This window comes from Rothia mucilaginosa (assembly GCF_019334805.1).
Classification (GTDB): Bacteria; Actinomycetota; Actinomycetes; order Actinomycetales; family Micrococcaceae; genus Rothia; species Rothia mucilaginosa_C.
Map to the genome: position 1 here is coordinate 2127670 of NZ_CP079822.1, position 17542 is coordinate 2145211.

Consider the following 17542-nt stretch of genomic DNA (forward strand, 5'->3'; position numbering starts at 1 on the left):
CAGGGTGTTCAAAAAAACTCTACCCTCGCGTGAATAAACCTTAAGGTTCGTGATAGGGTTGAAATAACCGATAAATAGATGCGAGCTATTGTCAGGTCTTCTTCACCTGAAATATGAAGCGGAGTATGGTACGACAAATCCGGGTGTATGGCGCTCCCGAAAGGCTCCCTGAGGCGCATGAAGAATGGGCAGTAGCACGCACAATTCCATCATGAAAAGACGCATTGCATGAGTATTTATTCAGCGAAGCACCGTATTGTCACCGCAACCGTTTTGGTTGCGGGGCTTCAGTGCGGGCTTGTTGTACCCTCTGTCGCAACGGAAGCACCCGTCACGACCCACTCTGCCGTGCAAAAAACCGCCACCCTGACCGCAACCCCGAACCAGGCTGAAGACAATCAGCAGGTGCAGGGCGCAGCCTCCACCATCACCATGAAGGCGCAGCTCAAGGATGGTGGCTACCTTCTACGTTGGACGGGTTTCCCTGAAGATCTGGAGGCCTCCAGCGTTCTGGTTGATGTGAACTTCTACACCCCTTCCGGTGAGTATGGTGGCTCCGTTCTGGAAAGCCCGACCCTAGCTGAGGGGACCAAGGAGGGGGAGTTTCGCCTCCTGATGAGCCCGGCGACGGACTCTAACGTCGTGTACGTGATTGTTCTGGAGGATACCGCGCACGGTGTCTCCTACGAATTCTTTGTCACCGAGCGGGGGAACCGCCTGGTTGAGGCCGCTGACCCGCGCAACGGTAAGGCAAAGCCTACTGAACCGCCGGTCGACATTGAGCGTGAAGAGGCAGAAACCGCTGAGGCAAGTGCCACCCCAAGTCCCGAGGCGGTAAACCTGCCTTCGCCGACCGCTACGTCGTCCACCGATACGAACGGTGACACGGTTCGCCGTACCGTAGACAACCTGCAGAACAAGGATTCTGGCCAGTACGTTATCTCAGAAGACAATAGCGTGTATGACCCGATGAATCAGCGCAAGGGCAAGGCGCACATGTCTATTCAGGATTCGCAGGGTGACTCTCAGGATGATACGAAGCCTGTCACGGTCCGTGCCACGAACTTCCCCCAGAATGACAAGGGTTACGACCTGATCGTCATGGAAATCGACACCAATGGCAACACTGTTGGTGATGCGCTCGCCATTGTGCACGTTGGCCCGGAATCTATTTCTGCGGGTGCGTTCGAGGCTGTGATTGGTGTGCCCGGTGCGTCCCTACAGATCGGTAAGACGTACCTGGTGGCGGCTTTTGACGCTGCCGGTGACGGTAACCTTCAGCTCAACACGGTGCGTTTTACGGTGACTCAGGCGTCCTCTGAGGGCGGTGGATCATCGTCCAATTCTTCGTCTGTGAACGAGGAGAAGCCGGTTACTGTACCTTCCGCGTCTGCCTCTGAGACTGCGGATGCACCCGCTGCGGGTTCTAAGTCTAAGACCCGCGGTATTCAGGCTGATACCGCCATGGCTCCGGGTACTAATGACGCCACGATTTCTGTTCCGCGCGCTGCCGGTAGCCCTGCCACCGCGTCTTCCTCGGCGCTGGGGTACCGCACCGGGGAGGCGCAGCCTGTTGAGGTGGCGACCCCCGAGTCTAATTTGCCCTCGGGTACCGATTCGGCGGCTCAGTCTCGCCGTGCCGCGATTCTGAACGGTTCTTCCTCTCAGGTTCGTACTGATCCCGGATCGCCGAATGGTGTGAAGGCAACGGAGGCGCAGATTACCCGCAACATGGATAAGAGTTCGCCGCTTCTGCCGATTTTGGTGACCCTGGGTGGCGGTCTGATTCTGGGTGCTTTGGGTATGTCACGTATGCATGCTTCGAAGAAGGATTAGTCGCGTAGGGGGTGGGGGAGTAGCGGCCCCTGTTGCCTGTTGAAGTGTGCTGGTACGGGGTGGGTTTATTGCCCTGTCAGTGTGCTGTGGGGTGGTTTGTCACAAAACGGTTTCTTGGAACCTGATGTTGAGAAATACTCACGCTATCGATATAGTAAGCCTGTCCTAACAATGTCGATAGTATGGATACACACCAATGAAGATTTTCACATCTGGCACCCGCCTCTCCAAGGGAGCCTGCGCCCTCGCCGTTGCTGGCGCTGTTGCCCTGCCCCTGGCACCCGTTCTCGCCGAGAACATTAATATCGCTGCCCAGAACGTTGCCGCACAGAATGTCGCTGCAGGCGACCAGGCAACCGCCGGCGCATCCTTCGGTTGGGGCGTGCGCGCCTCCTTCCTGTCCTACAACGGTATGCCCCGCGAAATGACCGACGGCGCAGCCTGGGACGCAACCGCAAAGCAGTTCACCTTCACCCCGACCTCCACCACCGTCTCTGAAGACGGCAAGCAGGTCACCCTGCAGGCAGCCGGCCGCCTCTGGTTCACCGGCCACTGCGCTGAAGGTCAGGACCCCGAAACCGGTTGCGCCCTGAACCTCACCTTCTCCAATCCCCGCGTGGAACTGAACCTCGCTGACGGCACCGGCTCTCTCTACATGACCGTGCGCACCAAGAACTACGCTTCCGGCAAGTTCGAGGGCCCCATGGAAGTCAAGATGGCGACCCTGAGCACCGGCACCGCCAAGCAGAGCGAGAAGGACGGCGTAGTTAGCATCAGCGGCATCTCCGCGAACCTGACCGCCGACGGTAACCACGCCTTCTCTGACTTCTACAACGAAGGCGCCAGCCTCGACCCGCTGAGCATCTCCTACAACGGTAGCGCAGCTAACACCCCCAAGAGCGCCTACAGCGTCGCCGAGTCTTACAACACCGGCGCGGGCGTGAACCAGCCCCAGAACACCGCACGTCTGGGCCAGAACCACATCGTGCACGTGGCACCCCCGAGCTTCAGCGGTGACACCACCTACACCGTGCTGACCAGCTCCAACCTGAAGATGACCGACACCGGCGTCCTGAAGGCAATCAAGGGCGTTTTCGCGGTAGACGCTGACGGCAACCGCATGCTCGTCATCGGCAGCGAGACCAACAAGCCCGAGCTGTACACCGTGACCGCCGAGGGTAAGCTCGTCTCCTCCGGTACCTACTCCGACGTAGACCTCGGCGCCAACACCGTCAAGGCAATCGGCTACAACCCCGCCAACAACACCTGGGGCATCCTCAGTATTGACGGCCAGGGCGGCGGCAAGCTGACCATCATTGACGCATCCGGCAAGGCAACCTCGCAGGCTCTGCCGAAGCCCGACTCTATCGACCCGCAGGTTGTGAACGCCTACTCGCTCGACGAGTACTACGGTGACTCGTTCTCCAATAACACCGTGACCCTCGCGCCGCTGCCCGACGGCAGCTTCGTGTACGCGCCGTCGACCTCCATCTACGATGCGGCCGGCGAAAAGGTGGTTCAGAAGGGTCACCTGCTGCACATGAGCAGCAACGGCGTGTCCCTGGTTCCGAACTCTTCACCCGCAGGCTACGACACCGCCCTGCCCTCGACCCTGGTCAGCCCCAAGGGCTACATTTACCGTTGGAACAACTGGTACGGCGGTAAGGTGCAGATCCTCAAGTACGAGAACGGCACTTTCAGCGTGGTCCGCGAGTCCGCAACTCTTGAGGGCTTCGAGAAGACCGAGGTTGCCACCATGTTCCTGACCCGCGCGGGCAACGTGGTTGTGGTGGATGCTTCCGGCTCCCGCCTGGTGTTCATGGATGACACCCTGAACAAGGTGAACGAGGTCGTGCTCTCCTCGATGCGCAAGACCGACAAGAGCGGCGGCTACAACGCCCTCGAGCTGCCCAACGGCGATATTATCTACCCGACCAGCTTCGAGAACCCGAACACCTACGAGGATCAGCTGTGGCTGAACCGCCTGGCAGCAAACTCGGCACCGGAACAGACCCCGGCACCCGAGCCCACTAAGTCTGCTGAGCCGACCGTTGCTCCCACCGTAGCTCCGACCGTGGCACCGACTGCTGAGCCGACTGCCGCGCCTTCTGCTGAGCCTACCGTCACTGCGGAGCCGACTGTTGCTCCGACCGAGGCACCGACCGCAGAGCCCACTAAGTCTGCTGAGCCGACTGTCGCGCCCACCGTGGCACCGACTGCAGAGCCTAGCAAGACTGCAGAACCGACCGTGGCACCGACCGAGGTTCCCTCTGCAACTGCTGAGCCGACCGTCGAGCCCTCGGCAACTGCAGAGCCTAGCGTGACCGCAGAACCTTCTGCAGAGCCGACTATGGAGCCTTCCGCAACCGCTGAGCCCACCAAGACTGCAGAACCCACCGCAGTGCCTTCGGAGGAGCCCACCTCGCCGTCTCTGCCGACCGCATCCGTGGCACCTTCTGTAGCACCTTCTGCAACTCCGAGCGCATCGGTGAGCGCTTCCCCGACCGCGGTTCCGAGCATTCCCGCCGTGACCCCCTCGGTGAGCGCGTCTGCATCGGCGTCCGCTAGCGCGTCTGCTTCTTCGAGCGCTTCTGCGAGTGCATCGAGCTCCGCAAGCAGCTCCAGTAGCGCTTCGGTGACCGCATCGGCTAGCGAGTCTGCATCTGCGAGTGCATCCGCGTCCGCGAGTGCTTCCGCGAGCGAGTCTGCATCCGCGAGCGCTTCTGCTTCTGAGAGCAGCACCGCCGACCAGAACGCAGCCGGCCACAAGGGCGGCTCCAACGGCGGTTCTGACGCAGGTTCCGGCACCTCCGACAACTTGGGTGTGAGCGGCTCCAATGGCGGCTCCTCTAACGGTGGTTCTTCCGCAGGTGGTTCCTCGACCTCCGGTAGCTCCTCCTCGAAGCTGGCACAGACCGGCGCATCCGGCGCTATGTTCGCCGCAGCAGCTGGTGCTATCACCCTGGCTGCGGGTACCGCACTGGTCGTGGCTCGCCGCCGCAAGAGCTAAAATTTAGCCTTCGTGCAACACCCCGCTTCGCCACTCGTGTTCATGAGTGGGGGAGCGGGGTGTTCCTTTCATACAATGGAAATATGACTATTCTGAATGTAATCGCAACTTCGCACGGCACTGACTCGGTCGCCGGTCGTGAAGCTATCACGCTGATTCGTGAGCAGATCAAGTTCCTGCTTGCCCAGCGTAATGACGGTGTGGAGTACCGTGTCCACGCCGCATATGTGGATGTGGAATCTCCCAGCGTTGATGATGCCGCAGCATCCCTGCCCAATGATGAGCCCTGCGTGATCGTGCCGATTCTGCTGTCGACCGGCTTCCACACTCAGGTGGATTTGCGCCGTGCTGCACGCAATAGCGGTATTGAGCGTATTAGCATTGGTGAGTCGCTGGGCCCGGATGCGCGCCTTGCCGCACTGACCCGTGCCCGCCTGGAAGAGGCTGGTTGGACTCCCGGTGACGGCCCTGTGGTTCAGGGTGCTGCCGGTTCTTCTCGTGCTGATGGTCGTGCGGACATGAGCCGTGCCGCTGAGCTGCTGGCTGACGAGCTGAACGCTCCGGTACATCACGGCTTTATTGCCGCGATTGATCCGAAGTTCCACGAGGTTGTTGCCGAACATCAGCCTAAGTTTGCCGCGACCTACCTGCTGGCGGAGGGTTTCTTCTCCGGTAAGATGCGCCGTGATGCTGAGTCGACCGGTGTGCCGGTGAAGGTTGCCGCGCCGCTGGTGAACGCGCAGGGTGGTGCTTCTGCTGCCGTGGTGGCGGAGTGCTTTATTGACCGCATGGATGCGGCTATCGCCCAGCTGGACGCCGCCTAGCTGTTCGCCCAATTTAGTTTGGGGCTTCTAAAAGCACATACAAAAAACCTCGGGAGGTGATTCTCCCGAGGTTTTTTGTATGTAGCTGAAGTAGCTGAGTGCTTAGGCAGTCTTGAGGTAGACGTCGCCGTCGCGGACCTCTACGGGGTAGACCTTGATGGAGTAGGAGGGGTCGGAGACGCACTCGCCGGTGGTCAGGTCGTAGACCTCCTTGTAGAGGGGGGAGGTGATGGTGGGGTTGCCGTTCTTCTCGCCGACGATACCGCGTGCGAGGACCAGTGCCTGGCTGTGCGGGTCGAGGTGGTCGCCGGCGAAGATGCCGTGCTTGGTCTTGTAGATGGCGTACTGGTAGCCGTCGACCAGGGCGACTTCGCCCCAGTTTTCTTCGAGGTCAGATTCAGCGCAGATGCGTACCCAGTTCTCAGCCATGGGGGTTTCCTTTCGAAGTGGTGGTCTGCGCCGCGCGGGGTGCAGGACACAATAGCGGTTCGTGTGTTCTTTGTTTGGAGTTTACCTTATGAAACCCACATTTGGAAATGGGGCACGCGGAGGGTGCTAAAGGTTATTTTTACCCTAAAAGATGATCTCAAATTTTATAGATTAGCCTTACCTAAATTAGGTTTAGATAAGGTAAGAATACCCTATTCCAGCCCGGTATTCCGCGGATTTTTTGGAAAATTTTCCCAAAAAATACGGATTTTCGATACTTCGACCCCGCGCTAGAGTGTACGATAAAAGTCGTAGTTTAAAACGCCTTTTGACTGCCTGAAGAAAACAACATAATCCCACACAAAAATGTTTCGTAATTTTCAGATGCATTCTAAAGAAGCGGGCGCTCCAACTACTCGGTACGCATCAGGTACGAGCCCAACGGTACGGAAACTAGGAGTTCCAATACCGGGCACGATCCAGTCGCACACTGAGGGTAGATAAGTGCCATGAACTACCTGCATTACAACTAGGAAGGAAAATCCATGTCGCACACCCCCCGCAACATTCTCGTTGTCGGCGCAGGCCCCGCTGCGTGGCGTTTTGTACGCGCGTACCACGAAGGCGCTGAAGCTGCCGGTCGCGCAGCGGACACCATCACCGTCCTCAACGATGAGCCCTACATCCCCTACGACCGCGTTGCTATCGAGAAGATTTTCAAGGACACCGAGAAGGACCTGACCCTCGGCGACCCCGAACTGTGGAATGCAGAGAACATCAACCTGGTCAACAACTGCCGCGCAGAGAAGCTTGACCGCACCCGCCGCGTCGTCACCGACACCGAGGGCAACGAGTACCCCTACGACGTGCTGGTTTTCGCAACCGGTTCCCGCGCGGTTCGTATCCCCATTCTTAACTCGGATGCCGCACACGTCTTCCGCACCATTGACGACGTGAAGAACATGGTCTCCGAGGTCAAGCGCCTGCAGTCCACCCTCGGCCGCGCACCCCGCGGTGTCGTCGTCGGTGGCGGTCTGCTCGGCCTCGAAGCAGCTGAGGGTCTGAAGGACCTGGGCGCAGAGCCCACCATCCTGGACGTGGCACCCTGGCTGCTCTCCGTTGAGGTTGACCAGGGCGGCGGTTACGCCGTGAACGCCCAGATCAAGGCAACCGGCATTGAGATTGAGACCGGCGTGTACATCTCCGGCATCAACAAGGACGCTGACGGCAACGTCGTCTCCGTCTCCATCGCAGATTCTCCCTCCGAGGATGCAGAAATCCGCACCCTGCCCGCCGACATGGTGGTCTTCGGTGCCGGTATTCGCCCCAACGACGAGCTGGCACGTGACGCTGACCTGGCACTGGGTGAGCGCGGCGGTATTCTCGTCAACGACGCATGCCACTCCTCCGACGAGCACATTTGGGCTATCGGTGAGGTTGCCTGCGTGCTGGGTCGCACCTGGGGCCTGGTTGCACCGGCTAACGCTATGGCTGATGCTGTGGCAGCTAACCTGCTCAACGACAACGAAGAAGCTCAGGTTGAAGAGTTCGACATCGCAACCAAGCTGAAGTTCTCCGGCGTTCAGGTGGCTGGCTTCGGTGACCGCCGCGGCACCACTGAGGGCTGCCTCGAGGTTCTGTTCGCAGACCCCGCACGCGGCATGTACCAGAAGATTGTGACCAGCGGCGATGCAAAGACCCTGCTCGGTGGCGTGTTCGTCGGCGACACCGCTCCCTTCGACTCCCTCAAGCCCCTGCTCGGTCGCGAACTGCCCGCTGAGCCGAACGTCTACCTGACCGCAGCTGGCGGCGGCGACGGCATCCCCGACACCGAACTGCCCGACGACGCAATCCTGTGTTCCTGCAACAACATCAGCTTCGGTGCCGTCCGTGAGGCTATCGCAGACGGCAACCACGATGTTGCATCGCTGAAGTCCTGCACCACCGCGGGTACCCAGTGTGGTTCCTGTGTTCCGATGCTGCAGAAGACTCTGGAACAGCAGATGAAGAAGATGGGTCTGACCGTCTCCAAGGCACTGTGTGAGCACTTCGACTTCTCCCGTGCAGAGCTGGCTGAGGCTGTGCGCCTGACCAACCTGGACGACTTCGACTCCGTGCTGGCACGCTTCGGTCGCGGCGGTGACGGCTGTGCAATCTGTAAGCCGACCGTTGCGTCGATCCTCTCCTCCTTCCGCAACTCCTACGTCCTGGATGCAGGTCGCGGTGGTATTCAGGAGACCAACGACCGTGCACTGGCTAACATGCAGAAGAACGGTACCTACTCCGTCGTTCCGCGTATTCCCGCAGGTGAGATCCCCGCTAAGAAGCTGGGCGTCATCGCAGAGGTTGCTGAAGAGTTCGGCCTGTACGTGAAGATTACCGGTGCACAGCGTATCGGTATGTTCGGCGCTCGCCTGGAGCAGCTGCCCTACATTTGGGAGCGCCTGGTGGATGCCGGCTTCGAGTCCGGTCAGGCATACGGTAAGTCCCTGCGTAACGTGAAGTCCTGCATGGGTTCGACCTGGTGCCGCTTCGGCGTTCAGGACTCCACCGGTATGGCAATCCAGCTGGAGAACCGTTACCGCGGTCTGCGTTCCCCGCACAAGTTCAAGTTCGGCGTTTCCGGTTGTAACCGTGAATGTGCTGAGGCACAGGGTAAGGACGTTGGTCTGATTGCAACCACCAACGGCTGGAACCTGTACCTGGGTGGTAACGGTGGTGCAAACCCCGCTCACGGTCGTCTCTTCGTCAAGGACGCCTCCAGCGAGGACATCATCCGCTACATTGACCGCTACCTGATGTACTACATCCGTACCGCAGACAAGCTGCAGCGTACCGCTCGCTGGCTTGAGGACCTGGATGAGGAGCACGGCGACGGTCTGGCACACCTGCAGTCCGTCCTCATTGAGGACTCCCTGGGCGTGTGCGAGGACCTGGAGCGCGACATGCAGCGTCACGTTGACTCTTACGAGGACGAGTGGGCAGCAACCCTGCGTGACGAGCGCCGCCTGCGCCGCTTCCGTGCCTTCATCAACGAGCCCAACGGCAGCGACGAGGGTTCGCACCTGTACGTGCTGGAGCGCGAGCAGATTCGCCCCGCAACCCCCGAGGAAATTGCGGCGGCAGAAGCTGGCGAGTCCGACACCGTCCTGCTGACCGGTACCAAGATTCCCGTGGGTAAGCCCAGTGACCTCAACCCGGTCCCGGCAGCATAGTATGTGCCCGAAGATTCCTCCGTTCCCGCCCCGCGAGTTCGCCACTATCGACGAAGTACTCGCGGGCGGGGCGCCCGGGCACAGCCTGGACGATAGCGTGACGGAACGCGGCATTCTTCTGCCCGGCGAGCCTGCTGAGAACCCCGGCAAGGTCTACATTGTGGGTGGCGGCCCCGGTGCCGCTGACCTGCTGACCCTGCGTGCGGCACGTGCCCTGAGCGAGGCGGACGTGGTCCTTCTGGATCACCTCGCCCCGCAGGAGTACGGCGAGTACGCACCGAACGCCCTCATCGTTGATGTGGGCAAGGTTCCCGGTAAGCACGCTGTTCCGCAGTCCCGCATTCAGCAGCTCATGATTGATTACGCGCTCTCGGGTAAGACCGTGGTGCGTTTGAAGGGCGGCGACCCGTACGTGTACGGTCGCGGCGCTGAAGAGCTGGATGCGTGCATCGCCGCCGGCCTGGAGGCTGAGGTTATCCCCGGCATTACCAGCGCCATTGCGGTTCCTGCGCGTGCTGCGATTCCGGTGACCCTGCGTAAGGTATCCTCGATTTTCACCGTCATTTCTGGTCACTCCGGCCTGTCGGAGACCGAAGTGTCGGCGGTTGAGGCGACCCTGCGTGCCCAGGGCACCGTGGTGCTGCTGATGGGCGTTCGTACCCTGCCCGATACGGTGGCGTCTCTGCTCTCTCGTGGGATTGAGGCTGACACGCCGCTGGCAACCATTGAGAACGGTTTCTCTGAGAAGGAGCGCGTGACTGTCACGACCCTTGAGAACGCTCAGGTAGATTGCGCATCGGTTAAGGCGCCGGCTATTACCGTCATCGGTGAGGTCGTGCATTATGCTCGCGATAATCAGAACCGCTTTGTGAGCGAGGTTCACGAGCGTCTGCGTGAGCGTTCCACCTCCTAGAGGCGGTGCGCCAGATAGTATTGCACGGCCCCGCATCCTTGGTTTTCCTAGTTGCCAAGGGGCGGGGCTGTTGCTGTGCCTGCTGTTATTGCTGCGCGTAGATGCTAGATGTTGGGCGACTGAGGCGCGCACAGGCGCAGTGGCGCCGGGAGCGCCGCGGCACAAAAACATACGAAAGCGGGGCGGGTATCAACTGATACCCGCCCCGCTTTCGTCAGGGGTGTTGCTCTCAGCGCCTAGATCTTGAAGTCGTTGCTGCTGCCGGAACTGCCGGAGCTACCGGAGCCACTGGACTTGCTTGCCGAAGCCGATGAGGAGGGACCCTCAAAGACCTGGCGGAATCGGTCGCTGTACTCCGACACGAAGTACTCGCGGCTAGTCACGCGCCACTTGCCCTCGGCGTACACCACGTAAATCACGACATCCAGGGTGCTTGCCTTCTGAGGCTCACCCGTGCCCTTCTGGTAGATGGTGTATTCCTTGACAACATCCCGGCAGGGGAACGCCACAACAGCCAAATCGGAAGAGGCAAGAGCCTTCGCATCGAGATCGTCACGGATGCTCAGCTTGCTCTCGTAGTCCTTAGTCCAACCGCCCGCAGCGTAGAGCTTAGCGATAGCCTTCAGGTTGTTGACCAGACCGCTGTCAGCGCCGTGGACCAGACCCTTGAGGTACTGCAGGTCGCCGTTGTACATCGCGGCAATATACGCGCTCTGGTAAGCAGCCAGGGTCTTGTAGGCGCCCTCGAGGGAGACGGTACGCTGAGCCACAGTATCAATGACCGGGATCGGAACGTTCTTCGCGGGGGAGGTGTCGGTCGGCTCAACATAGTGCGCAATGGCGGGCTTGTACTCGTACTTGACGTCGCCAATGTACTTCTTATAGTCCTTCAAGAACTCGTCAGACGGAATAATCTTCGCGCTGTTACGGCTTGACGAGGACGAAGACGAAGCGGATGCCGAAGCCGAGGCAGACTCAGAAGGCGAAGCCGACGCAGACGCCGAGGGAGAGGCGCTCGGGGAGCCGGAGAAAGTGTCGCCGCTACCGGTGGGGCGAATATCCTTGTTGAAGGCGCATCCTGCTAGAGTCAAAGCACCGGCGGTCAGACCGCCAAAAAGAACGGTGCGGCGGGTCAATCCGTTTCGGTCGTTAGCAGAGAAGCTGGTGTGTGCACTCGGCCGGAAGGACATGGTATCTCCTGAAAGTGGTTGATCGAGGTAACTCGCAACGCTGCGATGCGTACGAGAGACTCTTCCTCATCGTTTTGTATGGTGCGCGGTACAGGGGGGGTACCGGGATACGGGTGTGCCGGAGCGTGAACTGCGGCGGTATGAAGTATCCACTTCTTACTATAGAAGACTGGTTTTAAAACTTCGTCAAAAAACCCTGGACATTGTCTTTAAGACGCAATAACCCAAAGTCGGTGAGGTGCAGGGGGTGTACCGTCACGACTTTGGGCTAGTGCGTATGAAATTGATGAAACGGGGCTAGTTTAGACCTCGCCGGAATTAGACTTTGCCGGATTTAGACCTTAGTGGAGCCTCGGCCCGAGGACGAAGAACCGCTAGAACCGGCAGAGCTGGAACCTCCGGAACCAGAAGAGGCGGAAGAGCCCTTGCCGCCATTCAGACGCTCGTTCAGATAATCGTTGCCGATTCGCCACCACTTACCCTCGGTGTAGAGCATGATGTGCGAAACGGATACCTGAGTAATCGCCGGAACCTTGCGTTCGGTGCCATCCGGCTGATGGATGGCGGTGGCAGAATACTGGGAGTCCACCAAGATTTCTACGTAGCCGTCACCGTCCTTCACAGCACTGTCCGGTTCGGTATTCCGCATGGAAATGCTGCATGTGAACTCCATGTACCAGCCGTTCTTCTCGTACAGTTCCTTGACCGCCTTGACCTCATCAATGGCGCTCTTATCAGCCGGGTAGGTCAGCTCAATCGCCTGATCCGCGTAGCGACCGTCCTTGAGTGCGGCGATCTGGGCGCTGTAGTAGGCACGCAACGTCTCGTAGGCACCCTGGAAGGTCGGCTCCTCACGGTGCGGAACGCTCTTGAGGGGCTTGGGTACGTTCTTCGCCGGGGAAGAAGCAGTTGCCGGCTGGTACTCGCCCATGTACTCGCCGGTCAGCTTCAGGGGTCCGGGGTACTTCTGCCAGCCCTCGACCAGCGCATCCTCGGAGACGGGTACGCGTGCCGCACTGGACGAGCTGCTTGTGGCATGTGCTGAAGCACTTGCCGAAGCGCTCGCGGAAGGGGCGGGGGAGCCTACCTTAGCTTTTGCCTCTTCGCTCAGTGGGCGAATATCGGAGGCGCAACCAGCCATGAGGGAAACCGCGCCACCGAGTAGCAGGGTGCGGCGGCTTAAGAGGCGGGAAGTAGCGGAACGGGTACTCGAAGAGCGGTCGGGTGAGAGCATCGGTGAACTCCTTGATTTTTTCCGAGGCAGGCTCGGGGCACCCGGCGGCGGGCGCGTGGTTGTATGGCGTGTTGGATGAGGTCGTGAAAGGGGTGAAAACTTCGGGCAAATGCCGCGGTTTCAGACCCTGTCCGGAAGTGACCTCGGGTGTACCTCACGCCGTGGGCTAGAGGTACTGGTGAACTCATCTTTGAGACTGCTGTGGTCGCGCCCCGGTGAGAGGGTAGATGTTATCGAATCATCATTGATGTGTTACACGATTCATTTTAGACTATTTTGAGCTCAAAATGCACGAAAAAGCACCTTAGTAATCCCTGAGAGCCTATGGGGCATTCAAGATATCAATCACTGTAAAGTATTACGGCTGCCCCCTGCTGGTGAGGAGTTATGTGATGGAGGCGACTACTTGGCGAGGGGGTTGCGCGCATGTCGAGCTAAGTGATTTCGGTCATATTTATGACTTGAAAAATAAAAGAGCTGCGCCTCAGTATTTCCAAAAGGCGGGGGAGAGGAGGGTGTTTAGTTTAATCTTCTGACCGTAAGGAAGTCTTCAATAGTCCAGAAGAAATACCCGATTCAATAAGGGGAAACCCGCTCGGCAATCCCCAAATATGCACTCTATTCACCCGCTATGCATTGCTGAACCATCCGGAAAAACCGGTTCCCACACGGAATACTGAGGGGATGAAAACTTGCAGAGGTGAATATCTAGTGGAATTACATCGGTGTTCACCCTATATCTTGTGGTTGCACTGGGGGTAATTCCATGGGCTCCCCTGAAAAAATCGAATCCCACTTAAAGCAACACGCAAGGAATGTAAAAACATACATCCTTAAACACGCCCGAGTGCGGGGTGAGGCAAGACCCCTTAAGCCCCCTACTCGCTCTAGATATCGCCGAACGAAGAACCATTCTGTTTTACGCCTCCAGCATTGGTGCATCAGAAAAGTGCTGTTCAAACCCACACCCCGCGGGGTTGCATACAGACACAAAAGCCACATAAACTATTAGTGTTTGCAACGACCCGGCCATCACCGGCGAGCAATTCGGAAGAACGGACCGCACCTGCGGGCACCCGCCAATCGCTGCGGCGAGGGTGTCTTAGCGGAAGAGATGTAGTCCCAGTAGAACCGGACGGTTAAGCCCGATATAGCTGTAATAAGCGACTGATACCCGCCCAACGCGCCGCTCTTCCGGTGGCTAGGTATCGCGGACACGCGACGCCACGTAGCCCCGGGAGGGTTCGGTGCGTTGAGCTGTTAAATCAGTAAGCAAGGTGGTACCGCGCCGCATCCCGACCCCCGGCACAGCCCGGGCAGGTCAGCGATGCCTAGGCGTCCTTGCACCCGTCATGTCAATCCTCACCCGCTGAAACGGTGGGACGACGAGTGCTACGTACCCTGTCGCCCCGCCTCTCAGCGTTGAGAACAACAGATAAGGGCGCACAAACACATGTCCCATGTTTACCCCAAGGCGAGCGCCTTCGAAGCCGCAGGAAGCGGCGTCACCGCATCGCCTAAGTTCCCCGCACTCGAAGAGGCAGTCCTCGACTACTGGAAGAAGGACAACACCTTCTCCGCATCCGTCGAGAACCGCCCCGCAGGTGAAAACGGCGAAAACGAATTCGTCTTCTACGACGGCCCTCCCTTCGCTAACGGCCTGCCCCACTACGGCCACCTGCTCACCGGCTATGCCAAGGACCTCGTCGCACGCTACCAGACCCAGCGAGGACACAAGGTAGAACGCCGCTTCGGCTGGGATACCCACGGCCTGCCCGCAGAACTCGAGGCGATGAAGCAGCTCGGCATGACCGACAAGCGCGAAATCCTCGAAATGGGCATCGACAACTTCAACGACGCTGCCCGCGCATCCGTGCTCAAGTACACCAACGAGTGGGAAAAGTACGTCACCCGCCAGGCACGCTGGGTCGACTTCGAAAATGACTACAAGACCCTGAACGTCGAGTACATGGAGTCCGTCATCTGGGCGTTCAAGCGCCTCTACGACAAGGGCCTGACCTACCAGGGCTTCCGCGTGCTGCCCTACTGCTGGAAGGACGAGACCCCCCTCTCCAACCACGAGCTGCGCATGGACGACGACGTGTACAAGGACCGCCAGGACCAGACCGTCACCGTCGCATTCCGCCTCACCGCAGACACCGCCCTCGGTGCTGACGAGAAGGTCGCCGCAGAACTCGACGGCATCGAAGCACTCGCATGGACCACCACCCCCTGGACCCTGCCCACCAACCAGGCGCTCGCCGTTGGACCCGAGATTGAATACTCCGTCGTACCCGGCGCAGGCAAGTTCGAGGGCCGCTCCTTCCTGATCGCCTCCGAGCTGCTCGGCTCCTACGCCAAGGACCTCGGCTACGAAGGCGACCAGCCCGAAAAGGACGCAGCCGCAGCTGTCACCGCACGCTACACCGGCTCCCAGCTCGAGCACGTGCGCTACACCCCGCTCTGGGACTACTTCGCAGACACCGAAAAGTGGGGCACCGAAACCTCCTGGCAGATCCTCGTCGCCGACTACGTCACCACCGGTGACGGTACCGGCATCGTCCACCAGGCACCCGCCTACGGTGAAGACGACCAGAAGGTCTGTGAAAGCTACGGCATCCCTGTGATCCTCTCCCTCGACGAAGGCGCAAAGTTCCTGAACCTCTTCGCCGAGCCCACCGCCTCCGGCTCCACCGCCCTGGCTGAGATTGCAGGCGTGCAGGCATTCGATGCGAACCGCACCATCATCAACGCCCTCAAGGCAGATGACGTGCTGATCCGCGAGAAGTCCTACGTGCACTCCTACCCGCACTGCTGGCGCTGCCGCACCCCGCTCATCTACCGTGCAATCACCTCCTGGTACGTGAAGGTCACCGACTTCAAGGACCGCATGTACGAGCTGAACAAGCAGATCAACTGGATCCCCGAAAACGTGAAGTACGGACAGTTCGGCAAGTGGGTTGAGAACGCACGCGACTGGTCCATCTCCCGTAACCGCTTCTGGGGCTCCCCGATCCCCGTGTGGGTTTCGGACGACCCGAACTACCCGCGCATGGACGTGTACGGCTCCCTCGAAGAGCTCAAGGCAGACTTCGGCCGCCTGCCCCTGAACAAGGACGGCGAACCCGACCTGCACCGCCCGTACATCGACGAGCTGACTCGCCCGAACCCGGACGACCCGACCGGCAAGTCCACCATGCGCCGCGTGGAAGACGTGCTCGACGTCTGGTTCGACTCCGGCTCCATGCCCTACGCACAGGTGCACTACCCCTTCGAGAACCAGGAATGGTTCGAGAACCACTATCCGGCAGACTTCATCGTCGAGTACATCGGTCAGACCCGCGGCTGGTTCTACGTGCTGCACGTGTTGGCGACCGCGCTCTTCGACCGCCCCGCGTTCAAGAACGTTATCAGCCACGGTATTGTGCTCGGCTCGGACGGTCAGAAGATGTCCAAGTCCCTGCGTAACTACCCGGATGTCTCCGAGGTTCTCGACCGCGACGGCTCCGACGCGATGCGTTGGTTCCTGATGTCGTCCCCGATTCTGCGCGGCGGCAACCTGATCGTGACCGAACAGGGCATCCGTGAGGGTGTTCGCCAGGTCATGCTGCCGCTGTGGAACGTCTACCACTTCTTCGCCCTGTACGCTAACGCCGCTAACAACGGCGAAGGCTACAGCGCAAAGCTCAAGTACGACTCACAGCACGTGATGGACCGCTTCATCCTCGGCAAGACCCGCGAACTCATCGAGCAGGTCACCGCAGCGATGGACTCCTACGACATCTGGAACGCCTGCGAATCCCTGCGCCAGTACGCTGACGCACTGACCAACTGGTACGTGCGCCGCTCCCGCGAGCGCTTCTTCAACGAAGACACCGACGCATTCGACACCCTCTACACCGCACTGGTGACCGTGTCGAAGGTCGCCGCGTCCCTGCTGCCGCTCAGCAGCGAGGAAATCTACCGCGGCCTCACCGGTGAACGCTCTGTGCACCTGGCTGACTGGCCCGAGGCATCTGCTTTCGCTGATGAGTCCGACCTGCTGGCTCTCATGCAGACCGTGCGTGAGGTCTGCTCCGCCGGTTCGGCACTGCGCAAGGAAAAGAAGATCCGCGTGCGCCAGCCGCTACAGAAGATGACCGTGGCGATTGCACCCGAGCAGTTCGCAGCCCTGGGCACCGCTTTCGGTGAGAAGGGCGCGGAGTACTTCGCGAACATCGTCGAGGACGAGCTGAACCTGCGCCAGGTGGAGCTGGTCAGCGCCGACACCGTCGACCCCGCCGACTACGGCATCTCCCAGCAGCTGAAGGTCAACGCACGTGCGGCAGGTCCGCGCCTGGGCAAGCAGGTGCAGGTTGCCATTAAGGCATCCAAGTCCGGTGACTGGACCGTGACCGAGGACGGCACCGTCCTGGTCGGCGTGGCAGCTCTGGACGGCGGCCTGGCTCTGGAAGAGGGCGAATACGAGCTGGCAACCGTGGTTGCCGCTGACGCGGAAGGTGCTGAGCACACTGCGGCTGCGGTTCTGCCTGGCGGCTTCCTGGTCCTCAACATTGAGCTGACCGACGAGCTGGTTGCCGAGGGCATCGCCCGCGACACCATCCGCGCTATTCAGCAGGCACGTAAGGACGCCGACCTGAACGTGGCGGACCGCATCAACCTGAGCATCGCGGCACCGGAGGAAACTCTGGCGGCTCTGCGCGCCAACGAGGCACTGGTGACCGGCGAAACCCTCGCCGTGTCCCTGCAGCTGAGCGAAGCAGACGAGCTGAGCATTAGCGTCGCCAAGGCATAAAACGCCTGAACCGTACGGCCGTCCCGCCCCCTTGATTGGGCGGGGCGGCCCGTCGTCTATCCCGCCGCACGGTTATCCTGCCGCACGGTGGGCCCC

Annotated in this window: 9 protein-coding genes; 6 read left to right on the top strand and 3 right to left on the bottom strand. The window is 60.0% G+C overall.

Annotation, left to right across the window (positions count from 1 at the left end):
• Positions 1 to 228: 228 nt before the first annotated feature.
• The 3 genes from LPB405_RS08430 to LPB405_RS08440 all read left to right on the top strand — a co-directional run bounded on the left by LPB405_RS08430 (position 229) and on the right by LPB405_RS08440 (position 5670).
• Positions 229 to 1836: an enoyl-CoA hydratase gene (locus tag LPB405_RS08430; protein ID WP_219101250.1), complete on the top strand. Its 1608-nt coding sequence runs from the start codon at positions 229 to 231 to the stop codon at positions 1834 to 1836.
• A 196-nt stretch (positions 1837 to 2032) separates the two neighbouring features.
• Positions 2033 to 4846 carry an HtaA domain-containing protein gene (locus LPB405_RS08435; RefSeq protein WP_219101252.1) on the top strand — a complete coding sequence of 938 codons (2814 nt, stop codon included), beginning with the start codon at positions 2033 to 2035 and terminating at the stop codon, positions 4844 to 4846.
• 83 nt (positions 4847 to 4929) lie between these two features.
• Complete coding sequence (locus LPB405_RS08440; RefSeq protein WP_044150367.1) at positions 4930 to 5670, top strand: sirohydrochlorin chelatase; 741 nt, start codon at positions 4930 to 4932, stop codon at positions 5668 to 5670.
• Positions 5671 to 5772: 102 nt separating this feature from the next.
• Here LPB405_RS08440 and nirD read toward each other — a convergent pair whose 3' ends face one another.
• Positions 5773 to 6099 carry a nitrite reductase small subunit NirD gene (nirD, locus tag LPB405_RS08445; RefSeq protein WP_005505749.1) on the bottom strand — a complete coding sequence of 109 codons (327 nt, stop codon included), beginning with the start codon at positions 6097 to 6099 and terminating at the stop codon, positions 5773 to 5775.
• Between the two features lie 545 nt (positions 6100 to 6644).
• Here nirD and nirB point away from each other — a divergent pair.
• Complete coding sequence (gene nirB, locus LPB405_RS08450) at positions 6645 to 9314, top strand: nitrite reductase large subunit NirB (RefSeq protein WP_219101254.1); 2670 nt, start codon at positions 6645 to 6647, stop codon at positions 9312 to 9314.
• Between the two features lies 1 nt (position 9315).
• Positions 9316 to 10227, top strand: coding sequence for a uroporphyrinogen-III C-methyltransferase (cobA, locus tag LPB405_RS08455; RefSeq protein WP_049352392.1), 912 nt, complete (start codon positions 9316 to 9318; stop codon positions 10225 to 10227).
• Between the two features lie 236 nt (positions 10228 to 10463).
• On the opposite strand, the gene LPB405_RS08460 is transcribed toward cobA, so the two are convergent.
• Positions 10464 to 11417: a DUF6318 family protein gene (locus tag LPB405_RS08460; protein WP_219101256.1), complete on the bottom strand. Its 954-nt coding sequence runs from the start codon at positions 11415 to 11417 to the stop codon at positions 10464 to 10466.
• A gap of 334 nt (positions 11418 to 11751) precedes the next feature.
• The gene (locus tag LPB405_RS08465; RefSeq protein ID WP_219101258.1) at positions 11752 to 12651 is read right to left on the bottom strand and encodes a DUF6318 family protein; all 900 of its coding nucleotides are present in this window, start codon (positions 12649 to 12651) and stop codon (positions 11752 to 11754) included.
• Positions 12652 to 14104: 1453 nt separating this feature from the next.
• Between LPB405_RS08465 and ileS the strand changes: the two genes are divergently transcribed.
• A complete protein-coding gene (gene ileS / locus LPB405_RS08470) occupies positions 14105 to 17446 on the top strand; it encodes an isoleucine--tRNA ligase (RefSeq protein ID WP_219101260.1) in 3342 nt (1113 codons plus the stop codon).
• Positions 17447 to 17542 lie beyond the last annotated feature (96 nt).

Bases quoted from the DNA above. Each gene is read 5' to 3' on its own strand.
- LPB405_RS08430 (WP_219101250.1), top strand. From the start codon at position 229: ATGAGTATTTATTCAGCGAAGCACCGTATTGTCACCGCAACCGTTTTG.
- LPB405_RS08435 (WP_219101252.1), top strand. From the start codon at position 2,033: ATGAAGATTTTCACATCTGGCACCCGCCTCTCCAAGGGAGCCTGCGCC.
- LPB405_RS08440 (WP_044150367.1), top strand. From the start codon at position 4,930: ATGACTATTCTGAATGTAATCGCAACTTCGCACGGCACTGACTCGGTC.
- nirD (WP_005505749.1), bottom strand. From the start codon at position 6,099: ATGGCTGAGAACTGGGTACGCATCTGCGCTGAATCTGACCTCGAAGAA.
- nirB (WP_219101254.1), top strand. From the start codon at position 6,645: ATGTCGCACACCCCCCGCAACATTCTCGTTGTCGGCGCAGGCCCCGCT.
- cobA (WP_049352392.1), top strand. From the start codon at position 9,316: ATGTGCCCGAAGATTCCTCCGTTCCCGCCCCGCGAGTTCGCCACTATC.
- LPB405_RS08460 (WP_219101256.1), bottom strand. From the start codon at position 11,417: ATGTCCTTCCGGCCGAGTGCACACACCAGCTTCTCTGCTAACGACCGA.
- LPB405_RS08465 (WP_219101258.1), bottom strand. From the start codon at position 12,651: ATGCTCTCACCCGACCGCTCTTCGAGTACCCGTTCCGCTACTTCCCGC.
- ileS (WP_219101260.1), top strand. From the start codon at position 14,105: ATGTCCCATGTTTACCCCAAGGCGAGCGCCTTCGAAGCCGCAGGAAGC.